25 protein-coding genes are annotated in these 25310 nt (G+C 64.3%); 14 read left to right on the forward strand and 11 right to left on the reverse strand.

The window, feature by feature from the left end; translation table 11 throughout:
- From GXP39_02430 to GXP39_02440, 3 genes are all read left to right on the forward strand, one after another.
- On the forward strand, positions 1–158 hold a 158-nt coding region (locus GXP39_02430; protein NOZ26892.1), incomplete at its 5' end, for a hypothetical protein.
- 384 nt (positions 159–542) lie between these two features.
- Positions 543–1784, forward strand: a complete 1242-nt coding sequence (locus GXP39_02435; protein NOZ26893.1) for a tetratricopeptide repeat protein — start codon at positions 543–545, stop codon at positions 1782–1784.
- Between the two features lie 8 nt (positions 1785–1792).
- Positions 1793–2572, forward strand: coding sequence for a hypothetical protein (locus tag GXP39_02440; GenBank protein ID NOZ26894.1), 780 nt, complete (start codon positions 1793–1795; stop codon positions 2570–2572).
- 25 nt (positions 2573–2597) lie between these two features.
- Here the strand turns inward: GXP39_02440 and GXP39_02445 are convergent, their stop codons facing one another.
- The 7 genes from GXP39_02445 to rpsB form a co-directional block, all read right to left on the reverse strand.
- On the reverse strand, positions 2598–3866 hold the full coding sequence (locus GXP39_02445) for an MFS transporter (protein ID NOZ26895.1): 1269 nt from the start codon (positions 3864–3866) through the stop codon (positions 2598–2600).
- 145 nt (positions 3867–4011) lie between these two features.
- Positions 4012–4797: a phosphatidate cytidylyltransferase gene (locus GXP39_02450; protein NOZ26896.1), complete on the reverse strand. Its 786-nt coding sequence runs from the start codon at positions 4795–4797 to the stop codon at positions 4012–4014.
- A 24-nt stretch (positions 4798–4821) separates the two neighbouring features.
- Positions 4822–5610, reverse strand: coding sequence for an isoprenyl transferase (locus GXP39_02455; protein NOZ26897.1), 789 nt, complete (start codon positions 5608–5610; stop codon positions 4822–4824).
- Between the two features lie 218 nt (positions 5611–5828).
- Positions 5829–6386 carry a ribosome recycling factor gene (frr, locus tag GXP39_02460; GenBank protein NOZ26898.1) on the reverse strand — a complete coding sequence of 186 codons (558 nt, stop codon included), beginning with the start codon at positions 6384–6386 and terminating at the stop codon, positions 5829–5831.
- A gap of 144 nt (positions 6387–6530) precedes the next feature.
- Positions 6531–7244 (reverse strand): UMP kinase, encoded by a 714-nt coding sequence (locus GXP39_02465; GenBank protein NOZ26899.1) that lies wholly within the window; start codon positions 7242–7244, stop codon positions 6531–6533.
- A gap of 23 nt (positions 7245–7267) precedes the next feature.
- A complete protein-coding gene (gene tsf / locus GXP39_02470) occupies positions 7268–7864 on the reverse strand; it encodes a translation elongation factor Ts (protein NOZ26900.1) in 597 nt (198 codons plus the stop codon).
- A 71-nt stretch (positions 7865–7935) separates the two neighbouring features.
- Entirely contained in the window at positions 7936–9000 is a 1065-nt protein-coding gene (gene rpsB, locus GXP39_02475; GenBank protein ID NOZ26901.1) for a 30S ribosomal protein S2, read from the reverse strand.
- 562 nt (positions 9001–9562) lie between these two features.
- On the opposite strand from rpsB, the gene GXP39_02480 reads away from it, so the two are divergent.
- The gene (locus tag GXP39_02480; protein NOZ26902.1) at positions 9563–9808 is read left to right on the forward strand and encodes a Trm112 family protein; all 246 of its coding nucleotides are present in this window, start codon (positions 9563–9565) and stop codon (positions 9806–9808) included.
- A gap of 101 nt (positions 9809–9909) precedes the next feature.
- On the opposite strand, the gene GXP39_02485 is transcribed toward GXP39_02480, so the two are convergent.
- On the reverse strand, positions 9910–10872 hold the full coding sequence (locus GXP39_02485) for a ribonuclease Z (protein NOZ26903.1): 963 nt from the start codon (positions 10870–10872) through the stop codon (positions 9910–9912).
- The gene (locus GXP39_02490) at positions 10860–11900 is read right to left on the reverse strand and encodes an RNA 3'-terminal phosphate cyclase (GenBank protein ID NOZ26904.1); all 1041 of its coding nucleotides are present in this window, start codon (positions 11898–11900) and stop codon (positions 10860–10862) included. Before GXP39_02490 ends, GXP39_02485 begins: the two co-directional genes overlap by 13 nt.
- Before the next feature lie 603 nt (positions 11901–12503).
- Between GXP39_02490 and GXP39_02495 the strand changes: the two genes are divergently transcribed.
- From GXP39_02495 to GXP39_02540, 10 genes are all read left to right on the forward strand, one after another.
- Positions 12504–13064 (forward strand): Rieske 2Fe-2S domain-containing protein, encoded by a 561-nt coding sequence (locus tag GXP39_02495; GenBank protein ID NOZ26905.1) that lies wholly within the window; start codon positions 12504–12506, stop codon positions 13062–13064.
- 34 nt (positions 13065–13098) lie between these two features.
- Positions 13099–14658: a cytochrome bc complex cytochrome b subunit gene (locus GXP39_02500; protein ID NOZ26906.1), complete on the forward strand. Its 1560-nt coding sequence runs from the start codon at positions 13099–13101 to the stop codon at positions 14656–14658.
- 33 nt (positions 14659–14691) lie between these two features.
- On the forward strand, positions 14692–15498 hold the full coding sequence (locus GXP39_02505; protein NOZ26907.1) for a c-type cytochrome: 807 nt from the start codon (positions 14692–14694) through the stop codon (positions 15496–15498).
- A 9-nt stretch (positions 15499–15507) separates the two neighbouring features.
- On the forward strand, positions 15508–15816 hold the full coding sequence (locus GXP39_02510; GenBank protein ID NOZ26908.1) for a c-type cytochrome: 309 nt from the start codon (positions 15508–15510) through the stop codon (positions 15814–15816).
- Positions 15758–16129, forward strand: coding sequence for a c-type cytochrome (locus GXP39_02515; GenBank protein ID NOZ26909.1), 372 nt, complete (start codon positions 15758–15760; stop codon positions 16127–16129). Before GXP39_02510 ends, GXP39_02515 begins: the two co-directional genes overlap by 59 nt.
- The gene (locus GXP39_02520) at positions 16093–16314 is read left to right on the forward strand and encodes a hypothetical protein (protein NOZ26910.1); all 222 of its coding nucleotides are present in this window, start codon (positions 16093–16095) and stop codon (positions 16312–16314) included. Before GXP39_02515 ends, GXP39_02520 begins: the two co-directional genes overlap by 37 nt.
- 717 nt (positions 16315–17031) lie before the next feature.
- Complete coding sequence (locus GXP39_02525) at positions 17032–18489, forward strand: CAP domain-containing protein (GenBank protein NOZ26911.1); 1458 nt, start codon at positions 17032–17034, stop codon at positions 18487–18489.
- A 497-nt stretch (positions 18490–18986) separates the two neighbouring features.
- The gene (locus GXP39_02530) at positions 18987–21707 is read left to right on the forward strand and encodes a hypothetical protein (GenBank protein ID NOZ26912.1); all 2721 of its coding nucleotides are present in this window, start codon (positions 18987–18989) and stop codon (positions 21705–21707) included.
- Positions 21708–21845: 138 nt separating this feature from the next.
- A complete protein-coding gene (locus GXP39_02535) occupies positions 21846–22625 on the forward strand; it encodes an alpha/beta fold hydrolase (GenBank protein NOZ26913.1) in 780 nt (259 codons plus the stop codon).
- The gene (locus tag GXP39_02540; protein ID NOZ26914.1) at positions 22622–23449 is read left to right on the forward strand and encodes a hypothetical protein; all 828 of its coding nucleotides are present in this window, start codon (positions 22622–22624) and stop codon (positions 23447–23449) included. Before GXP39_02535 ends, GXP39_02540 begins: the two co-directional genes overlap by 4 nt.
- Before the next feature lie 95 nt (positions 23450–23544).
- Here the strand turns inward: GXP39_02540 and tatA are convergent, their stop codons facing one another.
- A complete protein-coding gene (tatA, locus tag GXP39_02545) occupies positions 23545–23754 on the reverse strand; it encodes a twin-arginine translocase TatA/TatE family subunit (GenBank protein ID NOZ26915.1) in 210 nt (69 codons plus the stop codon).
- A 740-nt stretch (positions 23755–24494) separates the two neighbouring features.
- Positions 24495–25307 carry a nucleoside/nucleotide kinase family protein gene (locus GXP39_02550; GenBank protein ID NOZ26916.1) on the reverse strand — a complete coding sequence of 271 codons (813 nt, stop codon included), beginning with the start codon at positions 25305–25307 and terminating at the stop codon, positions 24495–24497.
- Positions 25308–25310: the final 3 nt, after the last annotated feature.

A 25310-nucleotide genomic window follows, 5' to 3' on the forward strand; every position in this document is an offset into this window, starting at 1 on the left:
TGCTGTTGGAGCAGTGGAGCACGCCGACGGGCGGCTTCATCCTGTCCGACTACGGCGACGGCCAGGCGATCGGCGTGCCACTGGAGAAGAAGGAGGCCATGCTCCGGGCCTTCCTGGACGCGGACGCCGCGCTGCGCCGAGAACGCGCGTCGGCCTGACGCCCATAGTAGACACAGCGCAAGGAACACGTCATCTCGGGAAGGGGGGACATCGCCGTCTCCTACCTTCCTTTTCCACCCATGAAGCCCACGCCGATCCCCCAACTCCCCCACGAATTCGCCTCTCGATCCACCGGGATCCCCCGCCCGAAGGCGGGAGACCAACGCTCGGCGCAACGGCTAGGCCATCCGGACACTGGTAAAGCGCGAGAAAACGAGCTAAATTGAAAGCAATGGGGCACGTATGGACGCGCCCCCCGAAAGGTCGTTCGGCCGCCAGCAACCAGCCGATAAACCACCGGGGGGACAAGAGGGCTCGGCAGAAGCCCGCCCAAGGCACGGCTGCCGCGCTACATGAGCGATATGGGCTGTCAGATGAGCGAGATGGACACCCTACTGACACAAGGGGTCGCCGCGGCTCAGGCCGGCGACCTGCAGAGGGCCAGGAGCCTGTTTGAAGCGATCCTGGAGAAAGATCCCCACAACGAGGAGGCCTGGCTGTGGCTCAGCGCGATCACGGATGACGTGGAGGAGCGAAAGGCCTACCTCCGCCGCGTGCTGGAGCTTGATTATGACAACGAAAAGGCCTGGCGGCAGTTCAACGCCCTGACCCTCTCTCCCCCAAAGCCAGAGGCGGCTTCTCCTATCCACACGGAAGCTCGGGATTTCACCTGTCCCGGCTGTGGATCGGACGTGCGCTACGATCCCAGACAGGAAGCCCTGGTCTGCCCCCACTGCGGCCAGGCGCAGGACATCCCCAGGGACACTGGCTCCCCGGAGAGCATGCCGCTGGGACACGTATCCACCACGCGGGCGGCACAGGAGGAGTGGATCGGCCAGCGAGTATACCACTGTCAGGACTGCGGGGCCACCACGACCATCTCGGCCCGGCAGGGGAGCCTGCAATGCCCATTCTGCGGCTCGACCTTCGTCCTGGAGCCGCAACCCAATGCTCCCCTCATCGCTCCCCAGGCGATCCTGCCCTTCCGGCTGGACGAGCAAGAGGCGGAGGAGGCGCTTCGACACTGGCTGTCCAGCGATCGGTTATGGCCGGATGAGCTCGGCCGCCAGGTGACCATCGAGCGGCTCCGCGGGGTGTACATCCCCTTCTGGATATTCGACGGCCTGGCCCGATTCCGACGCCGGGACCCGGACAACGCCGACTATCTCTCAAGCCGCGTATACGCGAACGTGCCGGTCTGCGGATCGCTCAGCCTGAAGGAGGAGATGGCACAGGGCATAGAGCCCTTCGACCTGGAGGCGCTGAAACGATACCGGCCGGAGTACACGGCGGGATGGCCGGTGGAGATTTACCAGACCACCCTGGCCGAGGCCTCTATCCAGGCCCGGGCGCGCGTCCGGGAGGACATCGAGGATCGATACGGCCCCACGGATTTCGTCCATTTCACGGACGTCTATTGGAAGCTGGCCCTCCTGCCGGTATACCTGGGGACATACCGATATCGGAACAAGCTCTACCTGTTCGCCGTCAACGGCCAGACGGGCAAGGTATTCGCCCAGGCCCCACGCGATCCGATCTGGATCACCCTGATCGCGATCACCGGGGTGTTCCTCATCGCCCTGGTGGCCATCCTGATCCTGACATCCGCCCATCTGATGAGGTGACGCGCACCGTGATACCCCGGCGATGGACGGCCCTGGCGGGATGGATTCCCCTGCTGGCGCTGCTCTACCTGCCCATCACAGCACCCTCCACGGCACAGCGCATCTATCTACCCTTCATGGCAGCAGCCCCCCAGGCATGTCAGCCCATCCCCGAAGAACAGTACGGGACACTCTCCGTGAATCCCCCGCCCACCGACCGACCGGCCGAGCGCCACGCCGACCTCAACCTATCCCTGCGCGGCTACAAGCCTACCAGCGCTTACAAGGGGCTGGTCGACTACGCGGGCGGCCACGATCCCAACGCGCCCCGGCTGTCCGGCCTTTTCTTGGACGGCCGCGCGGCGACCTTTCGCTCCGTGTACCAGGTTTACGACTGGGATTGGACGTGCAACTGCCGCGGCTCCCCGATCCCCAGTCCGCCAGTGACCCTGGCCGGGTTGGCTACCACCCCGGGCGAGCCCATTCGCGTGCCGGACTCCGGATACACCATCGGCAGCGGCTACGAGGTGCTGGTCCTCTACGCCGACGCGCATCGCATCACCCTGAAGTACACGCGGGACGACAACGTGGTCCACGGGTACACGTTGCACCTGGAGCACATCTGCGTGGACCCGGCGTTGCTCGCCCTCTACGACGCGTGGAACGAGGCCGGACGGGCGCGCCTGCCCGCCCTTCGAGCTGGGCAGGCCCTGGGCCGGGCCCGCGGCGCCGAGATCGGCGTCGCCATCCGAGACAGCGGCACCTTCATGGATCCCCGCTCACGCAAGGACTGGTGGCAGAGCCCGTAAATGAGGAGAGGGGAGGCCCCGGATGCTACAACAGGTCCGGCGCCCACTCGCGAGGATGATCGTCCACGCCCTGGAGGATCACGAAAGCGATGACGATGAAGACCAGCAGGGAGATGATGGCAGCCGGGCGGCCAAACCCCAGCGTATCCACGATGAAGCCCCACATGAACGGCCCGATGATGCTGGCGAAGCGCCCCACCATGGAATACAGCCCATAGAACTCCCCGATGTAGCGGGGAGGGCTCAACCGCAGCATGTACGGCCGATCCGAGCTCCACGTGCCGCCCAACGCTATGCCGGCCGTCAGGCTCACCAGCCAGAAGAGCGACGGTGGCAGATCGAGCACGGCGATGAACACGGCCAGAGCCAACGCCGCCATCCACATGATCAGCACGATGTTCAGGCTGCGCTTGGGCCCGATGCGATCCACCACGACGCCCCACGCCAGCCCGCCCAACACGGCCGAGGCGATGGAGACCAACAGCACGATTTGGGCCTGGGTGGCGGTGAACCCCACCTCGTTGGTGACGTAAATCCCCATGAAGACGATGACCGTGTTGACCGGATCGGTGTAGAAGATCCGGCCGATCAAGAAGCGGATCAGGCCCGGGAACTGCCGGGCGTGTCGCACGGTCTGGCTCACCTGCCGCAGCGCGTTCACCAACATCGTCCGGGTGATGCGCATCTTCCCCGCAGGACGGGGCTCCTTCACGAACAGGAAGCAGGGAAGGGCGAACAGCAGGAAGAGCGCCGCGCTGAGCCGGAACACCCCCACATAGCCGATGCGATCCAGCAACAGCAACCCGCTGCCCACCCCGATGAACGAGCCCAGATACCCCAGGCCGATCCCCAATCCACCGACCCGGCCGCGATTTTCCTCCGTGCTCACCACGGGCAACAACGAGTCATAGAAGATCAACCCGGCCTGAAACATGTAGTTGGCGAGGACGAAGAAGGCCAACGAGAGCACCAGCCCCCCCATGCCCAGCAGCGCCGTAAAGAACACACACAGGAGGGTAGAGACGACCAGGAATGGCACGCGACGCGCTGTCTGATCGGAGAGCGCGCCGAGGATCGGAGCGGACAGGAACATCAGGAACATGGAGAGGCTGTTGGCGTACCCGTAGGCGGCGTCGGATCCCCCCATGACGTTGACCACCCACAGGGAGAAGTACAGGGAGACGATATTCATGGAGAAGATGGTGTTCGCCAGGTCGTAGAGCGCCCAGGAGAGGACGACTTTCCAATTCGTGGCACGCGCCGCCGGTGAGGAAAGCGCCGCGGTGTTGGCCATGCTCGCCTCCTTCCACCCTCACATCGCATGGAGAGGAAAGAATCCTCAGAAAGGGGGACCACACCTTTCGCCGCGCAACAGCCCCGGCCGCCGGGAATGAGGCATCCCGTCGGGCGAGATCGGGAGGGTCAAGCCAGTCCAGCCCTCACCCCAGCAGCAGGGAGGCGTAGTACGTGGCAGGGACGATGAACAACAGGCTATCCAGCCGGTCTAACACGCCCCCATGCCCGGGGATCAGCCGGCTGGAATCCTTGACGCCAACCTGGCGTTTGATCATGGATTCGGCCAGATCGCCGAACGGGGCCAACAGGCAGAGGATGGCGGCCAACACCACCGCCTGCAGCGGCGGAAGCCCCACCAGCCACACCCCTAGCGCGGCCCCGCCCAGGACGCCGATCAGCCAGCCGCCAACGGCGCCCTCCCAGGTCTTCTTGGGGCTGAGCCGCGGGGACAACTTGTGTCGGCCCACGGTGACGCCGACGAAATACGCGCCGGAATCGGTGACCCAGGTCGTAAGGACCGCCAGCGCCAGCCAGAGCAGCCCATTGGGACGCATGCGCAGCGCCACAAAGGGGGCGAGGAGCACACCCAGGTAAACGGCTCCTGCGGCGGTCCACGCCCAATCCGTCGCCGGATGCGATTCCACCCGGAACAGCGCCAGCGTCAGCGTGACCATCAGCCCGCTCCCCAGCACCAGGCCGACCGGCAACGCCCGGGGCCAAAAGCCGCTGGCGATCAACGCCAACGTCCACGCTACCCCCGCCCAGGCGTGCGGCTGGTACCCGCCATGCTGCAGCAGGCGAAACAACTCGATGCTGGCCAGCGCGCCCGCCAGAGCCACGGCCGCCAGCCACCAGTACCCGCCAGCGTAAGCCAGCCCGGCCACCAGGGGGATCAAGACAACAGCGCTGAGCACACGGTCACGCAGCAAGGCAAGCCTCGGGGTATATGATGTTCAGGACTGGGACGAAGGGACCTTACCAAAGCGCCGTTCACGCCGGGCGTATTCCACCAGCGCCTTGCGCAATTCCTCTTTGTCGAAGTCAGGCCAATAGGTGGGAGTGGCGTAATATTCCGCGTAGGCCGCCTGCCAGAGCAGGAAGTTGCTCAGCCGATACTCCCCTCCCGTGCGGATGATCAGATCTGGATCCGGGAGATCGCCCGTATACAGATAACGGCCGAACAACTCCTCCGTCAGCTCATCCGGCTGCACGCCATCCTCCATCAGGCGACGGACGGCATCCAGGATCTCCGCGCGGCCGCCGTAGTTGAACGCCACGTTCAGGATGATCCGATCGTTGTGCTTGGTGAGCTCCACTGCCGCCCGGATCTGCTCCTGAAGGCGTGGGTCCACGCCGGTCAGCCGGCCGCTGTGCCGGATCTGCACCCCTTTCTCGTGAAGCTCCGGGAGCTGGCGCCGGATGTTCTCGCGCAGCAGGCGCATCAATCCCTGCACTTCCTCAGGTGGCCGCGCCCAGTTCTCCGTGGAAAAGGCGTAGACGGTCAGCACTTTGACACCGAACTCGACGCACCCCTCCAGGACGCGCCGGATGTTCTCCGTGCCCGCGCGGTGCCCCATCAGGCGAGGCAGCCCTCGCCTCTGAGCCCACCGGCCGTTCCCATCCATGATAATGCCGATGTGATAAGGGACACGCGTCAGCTCGCTATCGCTCACCTTTCCATTCCTCTCGCGGCACTCCCCAGAGGGTACAAGCTCCCTCCCATGCGAAGGCGAAGAACGCATCCGGGGAAGGAGATCGTTGTGGCCCTCCCTCCCCGAATCGTAAGTGAAGCGTGGGGGTTACCACTGCCGATTTCGTCCACCGCGACTGCGCCAGGTTCCCCTATAGGGGTCCCCGGATCGCCCGCGAAAACGCACGAAATGGGCCTCGAAGCAAAAGGAGGGAGCAAGCCGTGTCTTCCCGCACGGCCCGCCCCCCCTCGCATCGGTATCACCGCACTTCAGATCTCCATGATCTCCGTTTCTTTGGCCTTGCCGACCTCATCCACCTGCTCGATGTAACGGTCGGTTAGCTTCTGCACCTCGTCCAGCGCGCGGTGAAGCTCATCCTCGGAGATGAGCTTCTCCCTCTCGAACTCACGGAGATCGTTGATGGTATCCCGCCGGATGTTGCGGACCGCTACACGCCCTTCCTCCACCCGCCGGGCGACCAGCTTGACCAGCTCACGTCGTCGTTCCTCGGTCAGGCGAGGGATGACCAGCCGAATCAGCTTGCCGTCGTTCGACGGCGTCAACCCCAGGTCCGACTTCAGGATCGCCTTCTCGATCAGGCCGATATCGCCGGGGTTGAACGGCCGAATGGTCAGCAAGCGCGGCTCCGGAACCGCGATGGTGGCCAGCTGCTGCAGGGGGGTCGGCACCCCGTAATAATCCACCATCACCCGCTCCACCAACGCGGGTGAAGCCCGCCCGGTGCGAACCCCGCGCAGGTCGTTTTGTAAGGCCTCCACGGCCTTTTTCATCCGGTCTTCGGCATCTCGCAGCGCGTCGTCGATCATTCCCTTCACTCCTGGCTGCAGCTACAAGGTCCAACACGGGAGGTCATGAAACGGGGCCGTTCGTCCTCGCAGACGACGCCCACCGCCCTCCACGATCCTATCCCTGCCGGGCAGAGACCGCCGAGGGCGCGCTGGGGAGGGCAGCTATGAGATCACCGTGCCGATGGATTCCCCACGCACTACCCGCTCCAGGCTATCCGGAGCCCACAGGTCGACCACATAGATGGGCAGGCCGTTGTCCATGCACAGCGTGATCGCCGTGCTGTCCATGATGCCCACCCGCATGTTCAACGCATCGATGTAACTCAGCCGGTCGAAACGCCGCGCGTCCGGATTCAAAAGAGGGTCCTGATCGTACACCGCATCCACCTTGGTGGCCTTGATGAGCACCTCAGCGCCAACCTCCATGGCCCGCAGAGCGGCCGCGGTATCCGTCGTGAAATACGGGTTCCCGGTTCCGGCCCCCAGGATCACCACATACCCCTTCTCGAGCTGATGGATGGCCCGCCGCCGGATGTACGGCTCGGCGATCTGCCGCATCTCGATAGCCGTCTGAACCCGGGTGATCACGCCCAGGCGCTCCAGGGCATCCTGCAAGGCCAGCGCGTTCATGACCGTGGCCAACATCCCCATGTGGTCGGCCGTAGCACGATCCATGCCGTGCTCCAGCCCCTCCTTGCCACGCCATATGTTGCCGGCCCCCAGGACGACGGCGATCTCCACCCCCAGGTCCTTGACCTTGCGGACCTTGGTGGCGACCTCTTCCGCCCGGTCGGGATCGATCCCGAAGCCGCTCTCGCCGGCCAGCGCCTCGCCGCCCAACTTCAACACGATGCGGTGATACTTCAAGTCGGTCATCGCCTATCAGCCCTTCCCGGGGATCATTCCTCCCCCAGCTCATACCGGATGAACCGGCGCACGACGATATTCTCGCCTAGCCTCGCGATGGCATCGGTGATCAGGTCCTGCACCGTCATGCCCTCATCCCGGATGAACGGCTGACGCAGCAAACAGGTTTCATCGTAGAACTTCTCGAGCTTGCCCTCCACGATGCGCTCAATGATGTGCTCCGGCTTGCCGGAGTCCGCCATCTGAGCACGATAGGTCTCCTTCTCCCGCTCGATCACCTCGGCGGGCACGTCCTCGGGGCTCACGTACAGAGGACGGGTGGCCACGACCTGCATGGCCAGGTCCTTGGCCAGCTGCTGGAACTCGGGCGTGCGGGCGACGAAGTCCGTCTCGCAATTCAGCTCCACCAGGGCGGCCACCTTGGCCCCCATATGCACGTAAGAGCCGATGATCCCCTCTCGGGCCTCGCGCCCGGCCTTCTTAGCGGCCACCGCGATCCCCTTCTGGCGCAACAGCTCCGTCGCCTTGTCCAGATCCCCGCCCGTCTCCTGCAACGCGTTGCGGCAATCCAGCACTCCCGCGCCGGTCCTTGCGCGTAACTCCTTGATCATCTCTGTCGTGACTTGCAACGTTCCCACTCCTCTTCCAAATGGTTTGACATGTAAAGGAGGCCGAACCTTCCGGCCTCCTCCTGATCCCTTTAAGCCTCATCCGCTTCGAGGCTTGCTTCCTCCTCGGCCACGGCCTCCGGCTGGGAATCTCCCGTCTCCTCGGCCGTCTCAGCCACCGCCTCAACGGCCTCGCCCTCTTCCTCAGCCTCTTCGGCCTCTTCTTCCTCGCCTACCTCTTCCTCCTCGGCCTCAAAGACCTCGGTGGCAGCCATCTCTTCCTCTTCATCCAGCTCCAATACGGCTTCCTCAGGCTCCTCTTCCTCCAGCTCCAACTCCTCCTCAAACTCGACCAGCTCCTCTTCCTCTAGCTCCTCCAAGACCCCAGCGCGGATCTTAGCCAACGTGGAGGGCCCCAACAGTTGCTCCTCCTCGGCCTCCTCCGCAGCCTCCTCCTCGGCGATGGTCGCCGCTCGGATCTGCTGCCCCTCGATCACCGCGTCCGCGATCTTGGACGTGATCAGCTTGATGGCCCGAATGGCGTCATCATTCGAGGGGATCACATAATCGATGGGGTCCGGGTCGCAATTGGTATCCACCATGGCGATGATGGGGATCCCCAGGCGGTTGGCCTCCCGCACCGCGATGTCCTCCCGGCGGATATCGACCAGGAAGAGCAGGTCCGGTATCCGGGTCATGCTGCGCAGGCCGCCCAGCCGGCGGTTCAGCTTGGCGATCTCCCGAGTCAGAAGGAGCGCCTCCTTCTTGGGCAGCGCCTCCAACTCGCCGTTATCCCGGCGCTGCTCCAACTCGATCATGTACTCCACGCGCTGCCGGATGGTGCGGAAGTTGGTCAGCGTTCCGCCGAGCCAACGCTGGTTGACATAGGGCATCCCACACCGCTCGGCCTCGACGCGAATCGTCTCCTGCGCCTGCTTCTTGGTGCCCGCGAACAGGACCATCCCCCCCTCGGCCACCGTGTCCCGTACCACATTGTAGGCCTGATCCAGACGGGCGATGGTCTGCTGCAGATCGATGATGTGGATCCCGTTACGCTCGGTGAAGATGTACTGCTTCATCTTCGGGTGCCATCGCCGCGTGCGATGCCCGAAGTGAACACCTGCCTCCAAAAGCTGTTTCAAAGATACGATCGGCACGACTGTTTCCTCCTTTTCGTTTTGTTCCTCCACTCCCCGAACCTGCGCCAGACCGCTCGATCGGCATGAGCGGCACGATGACGGCAGTTTCCCTGATGAAACGGGACGGGAAGTGTGTGTTTTAGGCGTCTATCGCCCGGCGAGCAAGTATAGCACAAAGTTGAGGGCATGTCCAACCTATGCTATACTGGATCCGTGTACCCCTTTTGGTGGGTCGTGTATCCAAAATGGTGGAGACTTCGCGAGGCCCATCGCAAGCCCACATGGGAGGTGCAAAGCCCCCCCCTCCGCCAAAGTCTCCTCCTTTCCCGCCTTGTATCCGCCCTTTCCCGGCCTGATTCGGGTGGGCGGGGCAGGCGAGGGGAGGATGGATTGAGGGGGATGGCTCCCAGAACGTCTGGGCGAGCGTTCCGCGAGGTGGCAGACCACCCGATCGTTTCACGAGCCTTCTACGACCGAACGCGGCCGGCTCGCCAGACCCTGACACGGCAGGAGACACGGGCAGAACGGGCGCCAGGGGCCCGGACAGATCCGAGCCCGGGACACGAACGGAGGAGAGGACATGGCGATCGATCCGGAACTGCTGGAGATTCTACGCTGTCCGGCGTGTGTAAGCGGCCCCACCCGACGTGAAGGCCCCGATCCAGGCCGACTGCAACTGGTCAAGGATGTCTGGCTCGTGTGCCAGGAAGAGGGGTGCGGCCGGAAATACCCCATCAAGGACGACATCCCGGTGATGTTGATCGAGGAAGGCGATAAGTGGATCAACACGCCGGTGGACGAACTGCCCGTTCCCGTGCCTGAATAGACGACAGCCCGCCGACGGCGGGCTGTTTGCAATCCACATCCCTCAAACCCCACCCAAGGAGTATCCTCCGCCTCTCCAGCGCCCATCCGAACATCCCGGGCTCAGGCCTCCTCATCCACATCCTGCTCCTGATGAAGATAAACATTCGGCCCATCTTTGAGGATACGGAAACGATCGAAGTCGTTGGCGACCACCGTCTCAGGGAAGATGGGCTGCGCTTCGGCCAGGACGCGCCGGGCGCCGTACCGGCGGGAGATGTGCGTCAGGATCAGCTGCTTGACCTCCGCATCCCGGGCCAGCCGGGCAGCCTGGGCCGCCGTGAGATGGCCGAATTGACGTGCCATCTCCGCCTCCTCCTCGCAATACGTGGCCTCGATCACCAGCGCGTCCGCCCGATGGACGAACTCAATCAGGCCCTCCGTGCGGCCGGCATCCCCCACGAAGGCGAGGTGAGCGCCGCGCACCTCCGGCCCCAGGACGTCGTCCGGGTGGATCACCCGCCCATCCTCCAACGTCACCGTCTGTCCCTGCACCAACTGGCGACGTACCGGGCCGGCCGGAACCCCCAACGCCTCCGCCCGCTCGGGCAGGAACGGTCGACGCGGCTTCTCCATGAAGGAGAAGCCGAAGCAGTCCGGCCCCCGATGATCGACCGGGAAGGCGCTCAGCGTGAAGGTGTCGTCCTCGAAGATGACGCCGGGCTCGATCTCATGGTACACGATGTGCAACGGCATACGCCCGGGGCCGAACACGACGTTCATCAACCCCTTCACCCGCTGCAACGCCCACTTCCCGCCATACAGATCCATCTGATCGATCATCTCCCACCGGCCGAAGGTGGAGGCCAACCCTCCCAGGCCGAGGATGTGATCCAGATGCCCGTGCGTCAACAGGATTCGATCCAGGCGCCGAAATCCCAGACCACTACGCAACAGCTGACGCTGCGTCCCCTCCCCACAATCGATCATGAACCGATACTGCTTGTAGAGCACCACAGCGGAGGACAGACCGCGCCTCACCGAGGGGGCGGAGGCCGAAGTGCCCAGGAAGATCAATTCAAACATTGAAGCCGTCCCTCTGTCCCTTCCTCACCTTCCCACTCAAAGCGCCGTCCCAAGAATCGCTCTACAACCCAAACGTTCGTTATCAAGTGGCGCGTGACCTGCGTGGTGGTCAGCGCTCCCCCCGCCAGCGCCAGGGGCAACACCAGCTGATCGGCCAGGTGTGGATCTACCGCACCGCTCCCGGCCTCGTACGCCAGCAACGAGTCCACGGCCGCGTCGGCCACCTGCTCGGCGGGAAGCCCGCGCCGCCCGTAAGCGGAGAACCCGGCGGTGATCCTCTCGTGCTCCGCGCAGAGGAATACACAAGTCCCCGGCCCAATCGATGGGGCATCCACCTCCTGGATCTCGACGACGAACCCCTCCGCCGCCAGCCGGGCCTGCGCCTGCCGCGCCTGCCGCTGACGCACGTGCTTCGGCAGACGTGATGCCGCCGAGATGCCCCACAGTCGAAGGAGATCGCCACGCTCGACAAACTCATGAGGACGCAATCGCGCCCGGCCGGGGATATGGGCCGTCATCTCGCCGCCCCCCCGAGGATACCACCCCCAACGCCCCAGCCGCACATCGGCCGTAATGCCCAGCTTCGCCAGGGCGGGCAGATACACATGGGCCAGGTAATGAAAGGGAGGGCTCCAGGCGACATGGGTACCGCCGCGCAGCTCCACATGGGAGGGACCATCCGCCAATGCCAGCGGCAGCAATACGGTCTGAAAGACCAAGCTCACCGCGCCAGCCGACCCGGCCCCGGCGACCTGGCTCACATCGAAGGCATAGTGCCCAGGGCGCGGCGGATGTCCCGGCTGGAACGTCAACTGACCCGATCCCACGTGATCCCCTGACAGCGTGGCGCCGCACACGGCAGCGGCAGCCCGCACGGCGGTGAGATGTTGGGGCCGCAGCCCCGGCTGCGGTCGCCCGGCTCGGATCCGCTCGATCCGGACGGGGCGCTGAAGGACGGCCGCCAGGCTCAGCGCCGTGCGCAGGATCTGGCCTCCCCCCTCGCCATAAGAGCCGTCGATGACCAACATGGGATCCCCTTCCATACGCGCTCACAGCGGGCGGCATTATACCTCACCCTATCGTTGCGCGCCAAGGGAACGCCGCCCCGGCTCAGGGCTTTTCAAAGCTCAAACACCTCCCCCTGAAATCCTACCGTAGAGATGCCCCTTGCGGGCGCCTGAGGCAGCCACAAGGGGGTCCTTCCCTCCACGGAAATCCCACCTTTCCGGCCTGTACCTGCCTCTCCCGGCCCTTTCCGCGGAACCCAGACCGAGGCCGGGCAGGTCGAAGGGGCTTCCCCTCCGAGCCGCCTCATGCCCCGTGCGGGCCCACAGGGGCCATGCGCACAAAGAGGGAGCAATCGATATACAAACCGCCTCCACGCGTTTGCTTTTCCCCTCTTTACGTGATATATTTCTCCTACAAATGGTTCTTTTAGCAGGAATCACATTTCCCCCGCACACATCGGTAGCCGTGCACGGAACCGTGGGCCTGGAGCGTGCCTGTACGCTGACAGATCTTCAGACACTCTCCAAGGGGCTATCCCCTCTCGCCCCGGTTACGTGTCCGGGCTATCGTATTTCTCGTGCTCCCTGTAGCACAGGATTCTCAAGTGAAGGAGGCAAAGGGATATGGCTGAGGCGGCACTTCCATCAGCGGACAAGGGAGCAAAGATCTCACGCCGCGAATGGCTGAACTACGCATGGCTGGCCTCGCTGGGCATCCTGCTGGTCGACCTGGCGGGCATCGGATACCTTTTCTCCATGCCCCGCTTCAAGGAAGGGGAGTTCGGCGGCGTCTTCTCCCTGGGTCAGGTATCCAACTTACCTCCAAAGAAGACCCCTCCTGTCAATTTCCCGAAGGGGAGATTCTGGCTCGTCCACACGGAACAGGGCGTGCTGGCCCTGTACAAGGTCTGCACACATCTGGGGTGCCTGTATGGTTGGAACGACCAGGAGGGCAAGTTCATCTGCCCATGCCACGGCTCCCAATTCCAATACGACGGCACCTACATCCGGGGGCCAGCCCCGCGTTCGCTGGACCGTTTCGTAGTGCAGGTGCTCGATCAGGACGGCAACGTGCTGGCCGAGACGGATCCTGAGACCGGAGATCCCGTACCCCTCCCCGACGACCCTAACGTCATCGTAAAGGTGGACACCGGCCGCAAGATCCTCGGAGAGCCGAACGCGTGATCAGCAGGACATCGGGTTGTCTGCAGGAGGGACCATGATCAAATCACTGAACATGCAGGATGTACGAGAGAAGGCGCTCACCCTGCTGGATCAGCGTGTGCGCATCATCACGGCAGGGTTGGGGCTCAAGGAGCTGCGAGCCGTGTTGCGCGGCGATCCCCCCACCGAGCGCCCGAACCCTCGATACCGGGTCCATACGACCAGCTTTCTCTTCCATATCCGTCCCAGATACTATCAGGAAGCCAGCACCTGGTTCACCCACACTTTCCGCCTGGGATTTTTCTCCACATTCTTCTTTCTCGTCGAGGTGATCACCGGCATCATCCTGATGGTCTACTACGTGCCTTCCCCCAGCGAGGCCTACCAGTCGATCCTGAAGCTGGAGAGCGAGGTCCCCTTCGGATCGCTCCTGCGGGACATCCACAGGCTGGGCGCGGAGGGCATGGTCATCTTCGTCGCCTTACACATGCTTCGCACATTCCTGACCGGCTCCTACAAAAAGGAACGATCCTTCACCTGGCTGACCGGGGTGGTGCTGCTGCTGATCACCCTCTTCCTGAGCTTCAGCGGTTACCTCCTCCCGTGGGATCAGCTGGCCTACTGGGCGGTGACCATCGGCACCTCAATGGCCGACAAAGCGCCGCTGATCGGCACGGAGCTCAACCTGCTCCTGCGCGGCGCTCCCGACATCGGCGCCGACGGATTGCTGCGCTTCTATCTGCTCCATGTCGTCTTCCTGCCCTTCCTCGCCATCCTGGTCATCAGCATCCATTACTATAAGGTATCCCGCGAGCATGGCCTCTCCCTGCCCGCCCGGGTGGAGGAGGGCGACCTGCCTCCGGAGGAGAAGAAGAAGCTCACCCGGCGCGTCGACTTCATCCCGGACCTCCTGACCCACGAGGTGTTCCTGGTCTGCCTGGGCATTTTCATCCTGGTGTTCGCGTCGGCGACCTTCTACGACGCGCCGCTGGAACACCACTCCGACCCGCAACGAACGCCCCTGGACACCGAGGCGCCCTGGTACTTCCTGTGGCTCCAGGGCCTGCTCAAGCTCGGCGATCCGGTGCTGATGGGCATCATCGTTCCCACGATCTTCTTCGCCCTCCTCTTCGCCGTCCCTTACATCGATCGGAACCCTCACCGGCTGGCCCGCAAGAGGCCCGTCGCCATCTTCCTGGGTCTGGTCACCACCGTCGTGCTCGTCATCCTGAGCTACATGGGCACCCCGGGTTACGGCATCGAGACGCCCGCTGCGACGCGAATCCTCCAGGACCTGGCCCCGGAGGAGGGCATCGGGCCCCTCCGCTCGATCCCCTACGACGAGCTCGTCCCGGGGGTCTACGAGGTGAACCAAACGGATCCTAAGACGTTACCTCCTCGGTTGGGGCGCGTCTTCGCGGAGTTCAGCGAGCGGATCAACAAGGCGGCAGAGCAGGGCAAGCTGCCGGAGGTTCAGGCCGTGCTGGTCATCGAGGAATGGCAAGCCGATCTGAAGAAGGTGACCCCGCGAATCATATGGACGGATCCGGAGAGCGGGGAGCGGAAGACCTACGAGCGGCACATCTTCCTGCATCAAAACCGCCCTCGGGAATAACCCGGATAGCCATTTAGGAGGCTGATGATCGCCATGACTCGCACACAGACGCAAATCTCCATCGGGATCCTTCTGACCCTGCTCACGGCCGCGCTCATCATCTACGTAGGCTTCACCGAGGAAAAGCGCATGAGCAGCTACGCAGCCGCCCAGCAGGCGGAGGCGATCGAGGTCGGAGCGGACCTGTTCGAGATCAATTGCAGCGGCTGCCATGGGTTGAAAGCCCAGGGCATTCCCGGCCTTGCACCGCCCCTCAACGACCGCTACTTCTTCACCCAGCGGCTGGAGGAGGTCGGTTGGGAGGGGTCGCTGGAGGACTACATCATCGCGACCATCTCCACAGGACGTCCTGTATCCACCCGGCCGGATCAATATCCGGGCGGCGGGAGCCCGGCCATGCCCGCCTGGTCCGAGGAGTACGGCGGCCCCCTGCGGGAGGACCAGATCCGCAACATCGCCGCCTTCATCATGAACTGGAAGCCGATCGCGTTGGGGCAGGCGGAGATCGCCGAGCTGCCCACGCCGACCCCACGCCCCGAAGAGGCCGATAACCCGATCGCTCGCGGGCAGCGGGTGTTCACCGAACGGGGCTGCGGCGGCTGTCACACCATCCAGGGATTGAGCGCGGGCACCCTGGCGCCTAACCTCACCCAGATCGGCAAGGTCGCTGCATCCCGTAAGCCGGACCTCTCGGCGGAGGAGTACATTCGCGAATCCATCCTGACTCCCACCGCCTTCGTCGTCGAGGGATACCAACCCATCATGCCGCAGAATTATGGGGAGCAGCTCAGCCAGCAAGAACTGGATGACCTGGTGGCCTTCCTGCTGGCCCAAAAGTAGGAGGATGCCATGCGACGCTCACTCATCCGCCTGACCGCCCTTGGGATCGCCCTCCTGGCGATCCTGGCGGCTCTGCAGCCCGGAGGTGCGCCCTCCCGGGCCCAAGGCCCCCCGCAGGCTGAGCTGGAGCTGGGCGCCCGGCTTTACGCCGAGAACTGCGCCGTCTGCCACGGGCCGAATGGGGAGGGCCGCGTCGGCGCCACGCTGGCCAAGAACTGGCCGTCCATCCGCGCCGATCTCCGCCACCATCGAGGAGGGGGTGCCCGGCTCCCCGATGCTCGCCTGGAGCAAGAAGTACGGAGGCCCCCTCACCGATGAGGAAATCGACGCCCTGGTGCTGTATATCCTGAGCTGGGAAACCGGGGGAATCCCTCCCCTGACGCCCACGGCGACCTTCACCCCTCGCCCGCCTATCACACCGATCCCCGGCGTCGAGGGGGATCCGAACCGAGGCGCCGTGCTGTATCAGGAGAACTGCGCCGTCTGCCACGGGCCGAATGGGGAGGGCCGCGTCGGCGCCACGCTGGCCAAGAACTGGCCGTCCATCCGCGCCGATCTCCGGCCACCATCGAGGAGGGGGTGCCCGGCTCTCCCATGCCCGCCTGGAGTCAGGAACACGGCGGGCCGCTGACCGACCAGGACATCAACGACATCGTGGCCTTTATCCTGAGCTGGAAGCCCGCGGCAGCCCCGGAGGGCTCCATGGCCCCCTTCCCGGCGATCACGCCGGAGCAATACATCGGCGTACTCGCCGTCCTGCTGATCTCCATCCTGATCATCGCTGGCGGCGTGACCTGGTATTCGCGTAGAGGGTGATCCCTCCTTGCATTTCATTCCTCACCGACGGCGGCGCACTACTCGATGCGCCGCCGTCCTTTTTTCCCCCTCGCCGACACGAGTATAATGCCCTTTGCGCCGGATATGGGATGGGCTCATCTCCCGGAACCCTCGCCTTTCAGCCGGCATCCGCCCCCTCGGCCCCTTCCGCAGGGATCCGGGCCAAGGCCCGGCAGAGCAGGGTCTGTAGAGAGGGCCTTTCCGGAGAGGCCTCGCCCCTCTGAGCCCCCATGGCGGAAGCAACAGGACCTTCAGACACATCCCCAGCAAGATACCTCCCCACTCGCCGCACGAAACTCGCCTTGAGCGTCCACGAGTACCATTGTCCAACGCCCCGGTGCCACTTAGACTAGAAAGGGATGCTCTGTTATGCAAGTACGATGGACAGAGCGCCCTTTCCGGCAGCTTACGCTGCCCTCGGCCGGGCCCGGAGCCCGGCCCGCAACACGACGAATTTCGTCTGCGACACCGACCTCACAAGAGGAGGTGGCGCTACACGTAACCGGGGCCACGGGGGAAGACTCTCCCTCAGGAAACCGGAGGCGGATCGATGACGACCGCAGCATCCTTTCCACAGCCCACGACTCCGTGCAACGCCACCCGCAGGAGAGAGTACGGTGATTATTATGAGATCTCGAGAGAACGTTTCGGGAAGAGGAAAAAGCAATGAGACGGGCACGTCTGACAAGATGGACAGTGAGATGGAGCATCATTTGGATTCTCATATGGCTTAGCGGGACGGTCGCGGGGGCGCAAACGCCGATCACATCGACGCCTCCGACGACCCACGGGCAGAATCCGATAGAGGTAAGCACACCCCAACCCATTCAGACGCAGGGCGTGCGGGTCGACCCCAACGATGTGGTCGATCCCACCCTGCTGGAGCACGAAGTCGTCGTGCTGACGAACCGAATCCGGGTGGAGGCCGGGCTGGCGCCCCTCAAGCTGCACGAGGCGCTGCGCACCGCGGCCCGCCAACATGCGCAGGATATGGCGGAGAACAACTTCTTCGATCACATCGGATCGGACGGCTCCACCCTGGTGGATCGTATCAACCGCGTGAACTATCCCAACTGGCTATACGCCGCCGAGAACATCGCAGCGGGTTTCGCCCGCCCGGCCGACGTCGTGCAGGCATGGCTGGATAGCCCTTACCACCGGGCCAACCTGCTGCATCCCGATCTGAAAGAGATCGGCGTAGGATACGCCTACGATCCGAACGATCAGGCCAACGTCCGATTATGGGATGGGAGCATCGGAGGCCCCTACTACCACTACTGGGTCCAGGACTTCGGCACCCGGATCGGGGCCTACCCCGTGCTCATCAACCTGGACGCGTACAGCACCCTCTCGCCCGAGGTCGATCTGTACATCTACGGCGAGGGCTGGGCAAAGCAGATGCGGGTGTCCAATTACCCGGACTTCCGCGACGCGCGATGGCAACCCTTCCGCAGCACGATGACCTGGACCCTGCTGCCCGGCTCGGGCACGCGCACGGTCTACGTGCAGCTGAAGGATGCCATAGGCATCACCATCAACAGCAGCGACTCGATCGAGCTGCTGCCACCACCCGATCCGTCCAGCTATGGGCTGGAGATCAACGGGGGAGCGGCCTACACGAATCAACGGGATCTCAGCGTCCACATCAAGGCGCCTAGCGGCACGGAGCGGATGCGGTTGTCTTTCTCTTCGGACCTCTCCTCCGCGCCCTGGCAGCCCTACACGCCGGATATCCGCATGTCGATCCCGGAGCGTCGTGAGGGGCGCGTGACCATTTACGGTCAGATCCAGACGCAAGAAGGCTGGGAGTCCCCGGTCTTCTCCGACAGCATCACGGTGGATCTGTCCCCGCCGGCCGGGGAGGTCATCATCCGCGAGCGACAGCCGCGGCAGTTGAAGGTGCTGGTCATGGCGGAGGACCCCATCAGCGGCGTCTCCGAGATGCAGGTGGGGCTCGACCCCGAGCTGGCGAACGTGACCTGGCAACCCTATACGCCCCAGGTGGTCGTCCCGCTCTCGGGCGATGCCGGGGCCAATCAGACGGCGAAGGTGTACGCCCGCTTCCGGGATCGCGCCGGCAACGAATCGCCTATCTACCCAGCCACCGAGCTGACCCTGGATCAGCGCACGTTCCTCCCGTTCGTCACCCACTGATCCCGGCGCCGATCGCTACAACAGGCCCCCATGCCACACCCTGGCATGGGGGCTTTTCACTTGCGAGAGCGCTCTCCCCTCTCCTTCTTCCCCGACGACCGATCACCGCCCCGATCCAACAGGGATTTCGTCAAATATTTCATATTGACTTCTTGGCCACAGTGTGGTAGATTTCCCCTGGGAGGGCTTCTCACATCATCTGAGAAAGGCTTTGCACACGGGGTTCCACTGCAAGGTCGGCGAAGGACCGGGCATTTCGACGGACCGCTTCCGAGGTTGGTCCATAGCCCTTCTCGTTCTCATCCAGGCGGGGTACGCACGACATCTCTCGGAGAGGACCGCATGTACCTCCCATTTCCTCAAACGATGACCCTTTCCCCCGCCCCCGACGAGCCTTACGCGCCTGAGGGCAATCCCGTCCAAGGCACAGGTATCCCGCCCATCGTTTCCTGGACACGATCGTTGATCGCTGGACTGAAGGAGGGATGATGAAACGCATGTATAAGCCTCTCGGATTGATGTGCCTGATCCTGCTGTTGGTCGGGAGCGGCGTGTTCGCGGCCTCTCTGAGCAACTGGCAGGACGGAGGACCTCCCGGCGCGGCCTGGCGGTTGGCTGCCAGTCCCAGATACGAGACCGATGGCACGATCTTCGTCGCCACAAGCACCGGGATCTATCGATCCACCGACCGCGGGGCCAACTGGACCCAGATCCAGAATCTCCCCGATGCCAAGTGGATCCTGGTCAGTCCCGGCTATCCCGACGATCCCACGCTGTTCAGCTCCACCGGGGCCAGCCTGTACCGCTCCACCGACGGTGGTGAGCATTGGGACCAGCTTCCAACGGCCCCCGCCCACGAGGCGCTGGCCATCTCTCCGAACTTCGTCGCCGACGGGACGCTATTCGCCGCGGGCGATCAGGGGTACGTCTATCGATCCACCGATCGCGGCGAGACCTGGACGCTGAGCAACACGGGGATCGCCTCCACGTTCATCGCCTTCGAGTTCGCCATCTCGCCCGACTTCGCGCGTGACCGCACGATATTCCTGGCCGGCTTCGGCCCGTTATACCGCTCCACGGACGGCGGCAACACGTGGACGGCGCTGAACGGCAGCCACGGGCCCAACTACGGCGTGGCCGTCTCCCCCAACTATCGGAACGATCGCACCGTGATCGTGACCTACCGGGAGATCGAGGCCTCCGGCGTGGTGCCGGAGAGCGGGGTCTTCCGCTCCACGGACGGCGGCAACACGTGGACCTACACCGGGCTGGGGCTGCCCGGCTACTACGCCCCGTTCCCCGGGCCGGTGGCCTTCTCCCCCGAGTACAACACTGATCACACCGTCTACGTGGCCGACATGGGCACGAACTTCATGGGGCCGCGCAGGATCTATCGCTCCGTGGATGGCGGGGAGACATGGGCCCCCATGCCGGATCCGCCGACCGACGCGGCCGCCCACGACCTCTTGGCCACCATCGGCTTTGACACCGTGTACCTGGCCAGCGATGCAGGCGTCTGGCGCAACACCGACGTCTGTCGGGAGTACGCCCAGAACGGCGGAGCGGAGTACGACTTCGGCTGGAAGTTCGGGGGCAAGCAGCCCGCCGCCTACTCCACGAAACAGGCGTACCAGGGCACGCGCAGCATCCGCACGGGAATTCTCAGCGGGACCCCCAAGGCCAGTTATTCGGAGGCCTGGCAGACCATCACGATCCCCAAGGACGCCACCTCCGTCACGCTGCGGTTCTGGCGATACGCACAGAGCGAGGAGCTCGCGACCGGCACGGCCCAATCCATCCCTGAATCCGCCCTGCCGCAACGGCTGGTGAATGGGAAGATCCCCTTCTCGCCCACGTCCCTTGACCTGCAGTACGCGCTGGTGATCCGCCCCAACGGATCCCTGCACTGGCTCCTGCGAGAGAAGTCGAATGCGCAGGAGTGGCAGCTCGCCGAATACGATCTCACGGCCTACCGCGGCCAACGGATCACCATCGACTTCGGCACGTACAACGACAGCCGCGATGGGGTGACGGCCATGTTCGTGGACAACGTCTCGCTGGAGGTGTGCTTCGCCGAGACGCCCACGCCGACGCCCACGTCGGCCGCGACGGAAACGCCCACCCCCACAGCGACGAACACGCCGACCCCCACGCCCACGGCGACCATGACGGTCACGGTCAGCCCCACCCACACCCCCACACCCACGCCGACGGCGACCGTGGGGAAGCCGCTCGCCTACGTGCCGTTCATCCTCCACGGCGTCACATGGCCGCCCACACCGACGCCCACGCCGCCTTCGAACATCTCGGTGCTGGCCGTGATCTTCCTGCCCCCCGAGTCTTACCCGCACGGCATCGACGTCGATGAGGAGGGGAACCGGGTGTTCGTCGGCCACAATGGCCCGAGGCATACCGGCCACCAGATGAGCGTGATCGACGGCGAGAAGCTGGAGGTCACCAAGATCATCGACCTGGACGAGGAAAAGGCTCGAGGGCCCAACGGCGTCCTCTACCTGCCTGATTCGGGCCGGGTCTACGTGACGAACCGGGAAACGCACAACGTCGCCGTGGTCGACCCGACGGCCGGCACCGTGCTCGACTACATCCCGGTGGGCAACCACCCGAACGGGATCACGAGGCTGGGCGACCGCCTGTACGTCGCCAACTTCGGCAGTGACAGCGTCTCCGTCATCGATCCCATCAGCAACACGGTGGTGTCCACCATCAAGCCGGCAGGTCGCTACCCATCCATGGTCGCGGCGGACGAGGAGCGCGGCTTTGTGTACCTGACGGCGTTCGGCTCCAACGAGGTGCACTACCTGCGCGACGGAGGCGTGTACAACACGCGGCCGGATGTGCCTCTGCCATACGGCCTGGCATATGACTCGGCCCGCCGTCTGCTCTACGTCGCCAACCGGGAGAACAACCGGACGGTGACCATCATCAACACCGAGAGCAACCAGATCGTGGGGACGATCGACGTCGGCGAGGAGCCCTTCGTCATAGGCTTCAACCCCAATACCCAGCACCTGTTCGTCGTGTGCGGCAACAAGGTGAAGGTGTACGACACGACCGACAACCGCCTGGTGACGACGATTCCTCTGCCTCGGGAATCCGAGGAGGGGATCGCGGTGGATACGCGGCGCAACCGAGTGTATATCACCAGCCGCTTCGACAACGCCGTTACCGTGCTCTACGATCCTCCTCCCACACCATGACGGAAGCGCCGCACTCGCGACGAGGGCGAGCCCGACTGGGCTCGCCCTCGTCTTTCATTGACACCAGGTCTGGGGACGGTTACAATGCCCGCCAAACCATCCCATTCCCACCACAGCAGTCAAACAGGAGATACATCTATGCTGGAGGAACTGATCCATTTCACCAACGAGGGTCTGAGGCTGTATGGGATGCTTCACCGCCCCGAGGGGGCGGGCCCCCATCCCGCCGTGATGATCCTGCACGGGTTCACCGGACAGAGGATCGAGCCTCACCGCCTCTTCGTCAAGCTCGCGCGGCAGCTGACGGCAGCGGGAGTCGCGGCGCTACGCTTCGACTTCCGCGGCTCCGGCGAGAGCGAGGGTGAGTTCGCCGATATGACCATCCTGGGCGAGGTGAGCGACGCGCTGGCCGGGCTAGACTGGTTGGCGGCACAGTCCGGGATCGATCCGGATCGGCTGGGAGTCCTGGGGCTCAGCCTCGGGGGATGCGTGGCCGCCATCACCGCAGGGCGCAGGCCGGAGCAGGTCCGGGCGCTGACGCTGTGGTCGGCGGTCGCCCGGCCGGAGCGCATCTTCCGACGACGGATGGATGATTTCCCCGCAGAGCAGCGGCCCATACGGGTAGAGAGAGGGTACGACATCGGAGGGAACATCCTGGGCGACGCATTTCTGGCCGAGCTGCCGCAGGTGCAGCCGCTGGCCGAGGTGGCGCGCTATGCAGGCCCGGCGCTCATCGTCCACGGGGCCCAGGACGACGTGGTGCCGCCGACCGACGCCGACGCGTATGAGGCCGCGCTGCCAGGGAGGGTCACCAAACACATCGTGGCCCACGCGGATCACACCTACAACCGGGCGTCCTGGGAGCGAGAGGTACTCCAGGTGAGCGTGGATTTCTTCCGGAGTGAGTTGCAGAGATGAAGCTGCGCGTGCTGACGTACAACATCCATCACTGGGAGGGAACCGACGGACGGGTAGATATCGCCCGGGTGGCCGAGGTGATCCGGGCGACCGAGGCGGATATCGTGGGGCTGAATGAGGTGTACCACCCGGCGCGAGTCCCCGGCCTGGAGCGCCCGGCCCTGGACGCGATGGCGCAGATGTTGGAGATGGAGGCCGTCTTCGGTCAAGCGACGGAGATCCCCTGGCCCAAGGGAGCCGACCCCATCGGATACGGCAACGCCTGCCTCAGCCGATGGCCCATTCAGGCTTACGCGGCTCACCGGCTGGCGCCCGTGCCCGATCGGGAGCAGCGAGGCCTCCTCGAGGCGCGCATCACCCTGCCGAACGGGGAGACGCTGACCGTGTACATCACACACCTGGATCAGAAGTTCGAGGCCGCGCGCATGAAACAGCTTCAGTCCCTGCTCCAGTGGGTATCCCGCGATCGGGATCGCCCCCACTTGCTGATGGGCGATTTCAACGCGCTATCGCCGATGGACTACCCGGAACCGGGGCAGTGGGAGGAGGCCGTGGCCCTGGCCGCGGCGGAGGGGTTCACCTTAGAGGAGCCCCGGGTGATCCCGCGCCTGCTACAGGCGGGATACACGGACAGCTTCGCCCAGGCGGGGCAGGGAGAGCGGCTGACCAGTCCGACCACGAGACCGCGCGTGCGCATCGATTACATCTTCGCGCCCCCCACGCTGGCACCAGCGCTCCGTTGGTGTCGCCGCTGGGATGCTCCTCCCGCCGCCCTCGCCTCCGATCACTTTCCCGTCCTGGCGGAATTCATCCTGCCTGGATGACAACGAGGCCCTGAGGAGTTCCCCCAGGGCCTCGTCCAACACGCACCCAACGAATCATCAGAGCGCCGCGATCTCCTCCGCCAAAAGAGACCTTTTTACGCGCTCTCGTCCTTCTGGCTCTCCGCGTCCTCTTTGGCCATCTCCTCGAGCTCCTTCTTCGCCTCCTCCCCTTCCTGGGTGGCCTTGCGGAACTCGCGGATGCCCTTGCCCAACGCGCCTCCGACCTCCGGTAGACGGCCGACGCCGAAGATGATGATGATGATCACCAGGATGATGATCAACTCCATGGGGCCGAGATTAGGCATCTGTCTTCACCTCCTAAAGCGCACAAGCGCCGACTGTTGCGATTATAGCACGGTTCCGCCCGACCCACAAGTGAACGCCGAAAGGGATCAGGGCTTTTCAAAAATCTAACGGAGACTCCCCCCGGGCACCTCAAACCAGCCTCGCCTCACTTGGGAAAGGGCGTTGTAGAGACGCAACGGCGTTGCGCCCCTACCAAATACGCCTCTAAGAGTGTGTCTGAGGGTCTCCTTCAACGACCATCTCTACAGGGGGAGGCGTGGAGGGGAGATCCCCTCCATGGAAACCTCTTTTTCCTGCCTGCACCTGCCTTTCTCGGCCCCTTCCGAAGGGCCCAGGCCGAGGCCAGGCAGGTTGAAGGCAGAAGAAGGGCTTTTTCCGGAGGGGCGGAGGAGGGGCGGAGCCCCTCCGGGCCTCCCCACGGCAGAAGCAACGGCATTTCTCAGGCACGCTCTAAGGGATCGAGCGTTACTTTAGATCTTGTAGAGGCAGCCCTTGTGGCTACCTCAGGCGCCCACAAGGGGCGCCCCTACGGTAGGATTTCAGGGGCAGGTGTTTGAGCTTTGAAAAGCCCTGGAGAGGGGTCAGGGCTTTTTCAAAGTCAGTGAAAGAAGTTTCTTTTGGGAAGCTGCACCCCTCAAAGCTCCTCGCCGTATTACCCGAAAAGATACATTGCGCCAAGAGGGTCGTGGGTCCTCTAAGGCGGCTTCGACATGGAAGCCCCTCACCTGCCCCGCGGGGCTTATCCTTCGAACTCCAAAGATCCCTCCACCGTCACGAGGGCCATCCCATCGGCCGAGCGCAAAAGCCGGGCATGCGCGTATCGGGCGCTGGGAGCGATCAGGGCCGCGTTGCGCTGATCGACCGACCGAATCTGTCGGTCCACCTCCTCGGGCGATTTCCCCCCACGCAGATGACGCTCTCGCAGATTACGCAGCCGGGCGGCCTCCGGCGTCTCCACGAACAGCCGCACGTCAAACAACTCACGCACCGCGGGCCACGGAGGCGTGTCCAAGAACAGGTAGTTCCCCTCGAACACGACGATGCGATGGGCCGCCGTCACCTGCACAGCGTCGGGAACGGGGTCATGCAGCGCGCGACTGTACACGGGGAAACGCACGACCTCGTCACCCTCCCGGACACGACGCAGAAGCCGCGCGGCCGCCTCGGCATCGAAGGTGTTGGGAGCCCCCTTGATCCGCCGCAGAATCACCACCCGGCCATCGTGATCACGCCCCGTGTGCGATTCCAGCCACGCGTTTGGATAGTGGAACCCGTCCAGGCTGAGGTGGATGGCACGCTCGCCACGCCCCCGTCCGAGCGCGTCGAGCACTCGCGCCAGCGTGGCGGCCGTGACCGTCTTGCCGCCACCCGGGAGGCCGCTGATCCCCACCAGCATCCGCCTCCCCAGCGCACGCTGGCGTTCCCATAGACGCCGGGCCAATGGCAGATAGGCGTTCCGGACCTCCTCCGCCACGACGCGCAGCGGCCGGTCAAACCCATCGATGTAGATGGGCTCCGCCTGCAAAGCCTCCCATACGCCCGTGAAGTCCATTCG

This window comes from Chloroflexota bacterium (genome assembly GCA_013152435.1).
Taxonomy (GTDB): Bacteria; Chloroflexota; Anaerolineae; order DUEN01; family DUEN01; genus DUEN01.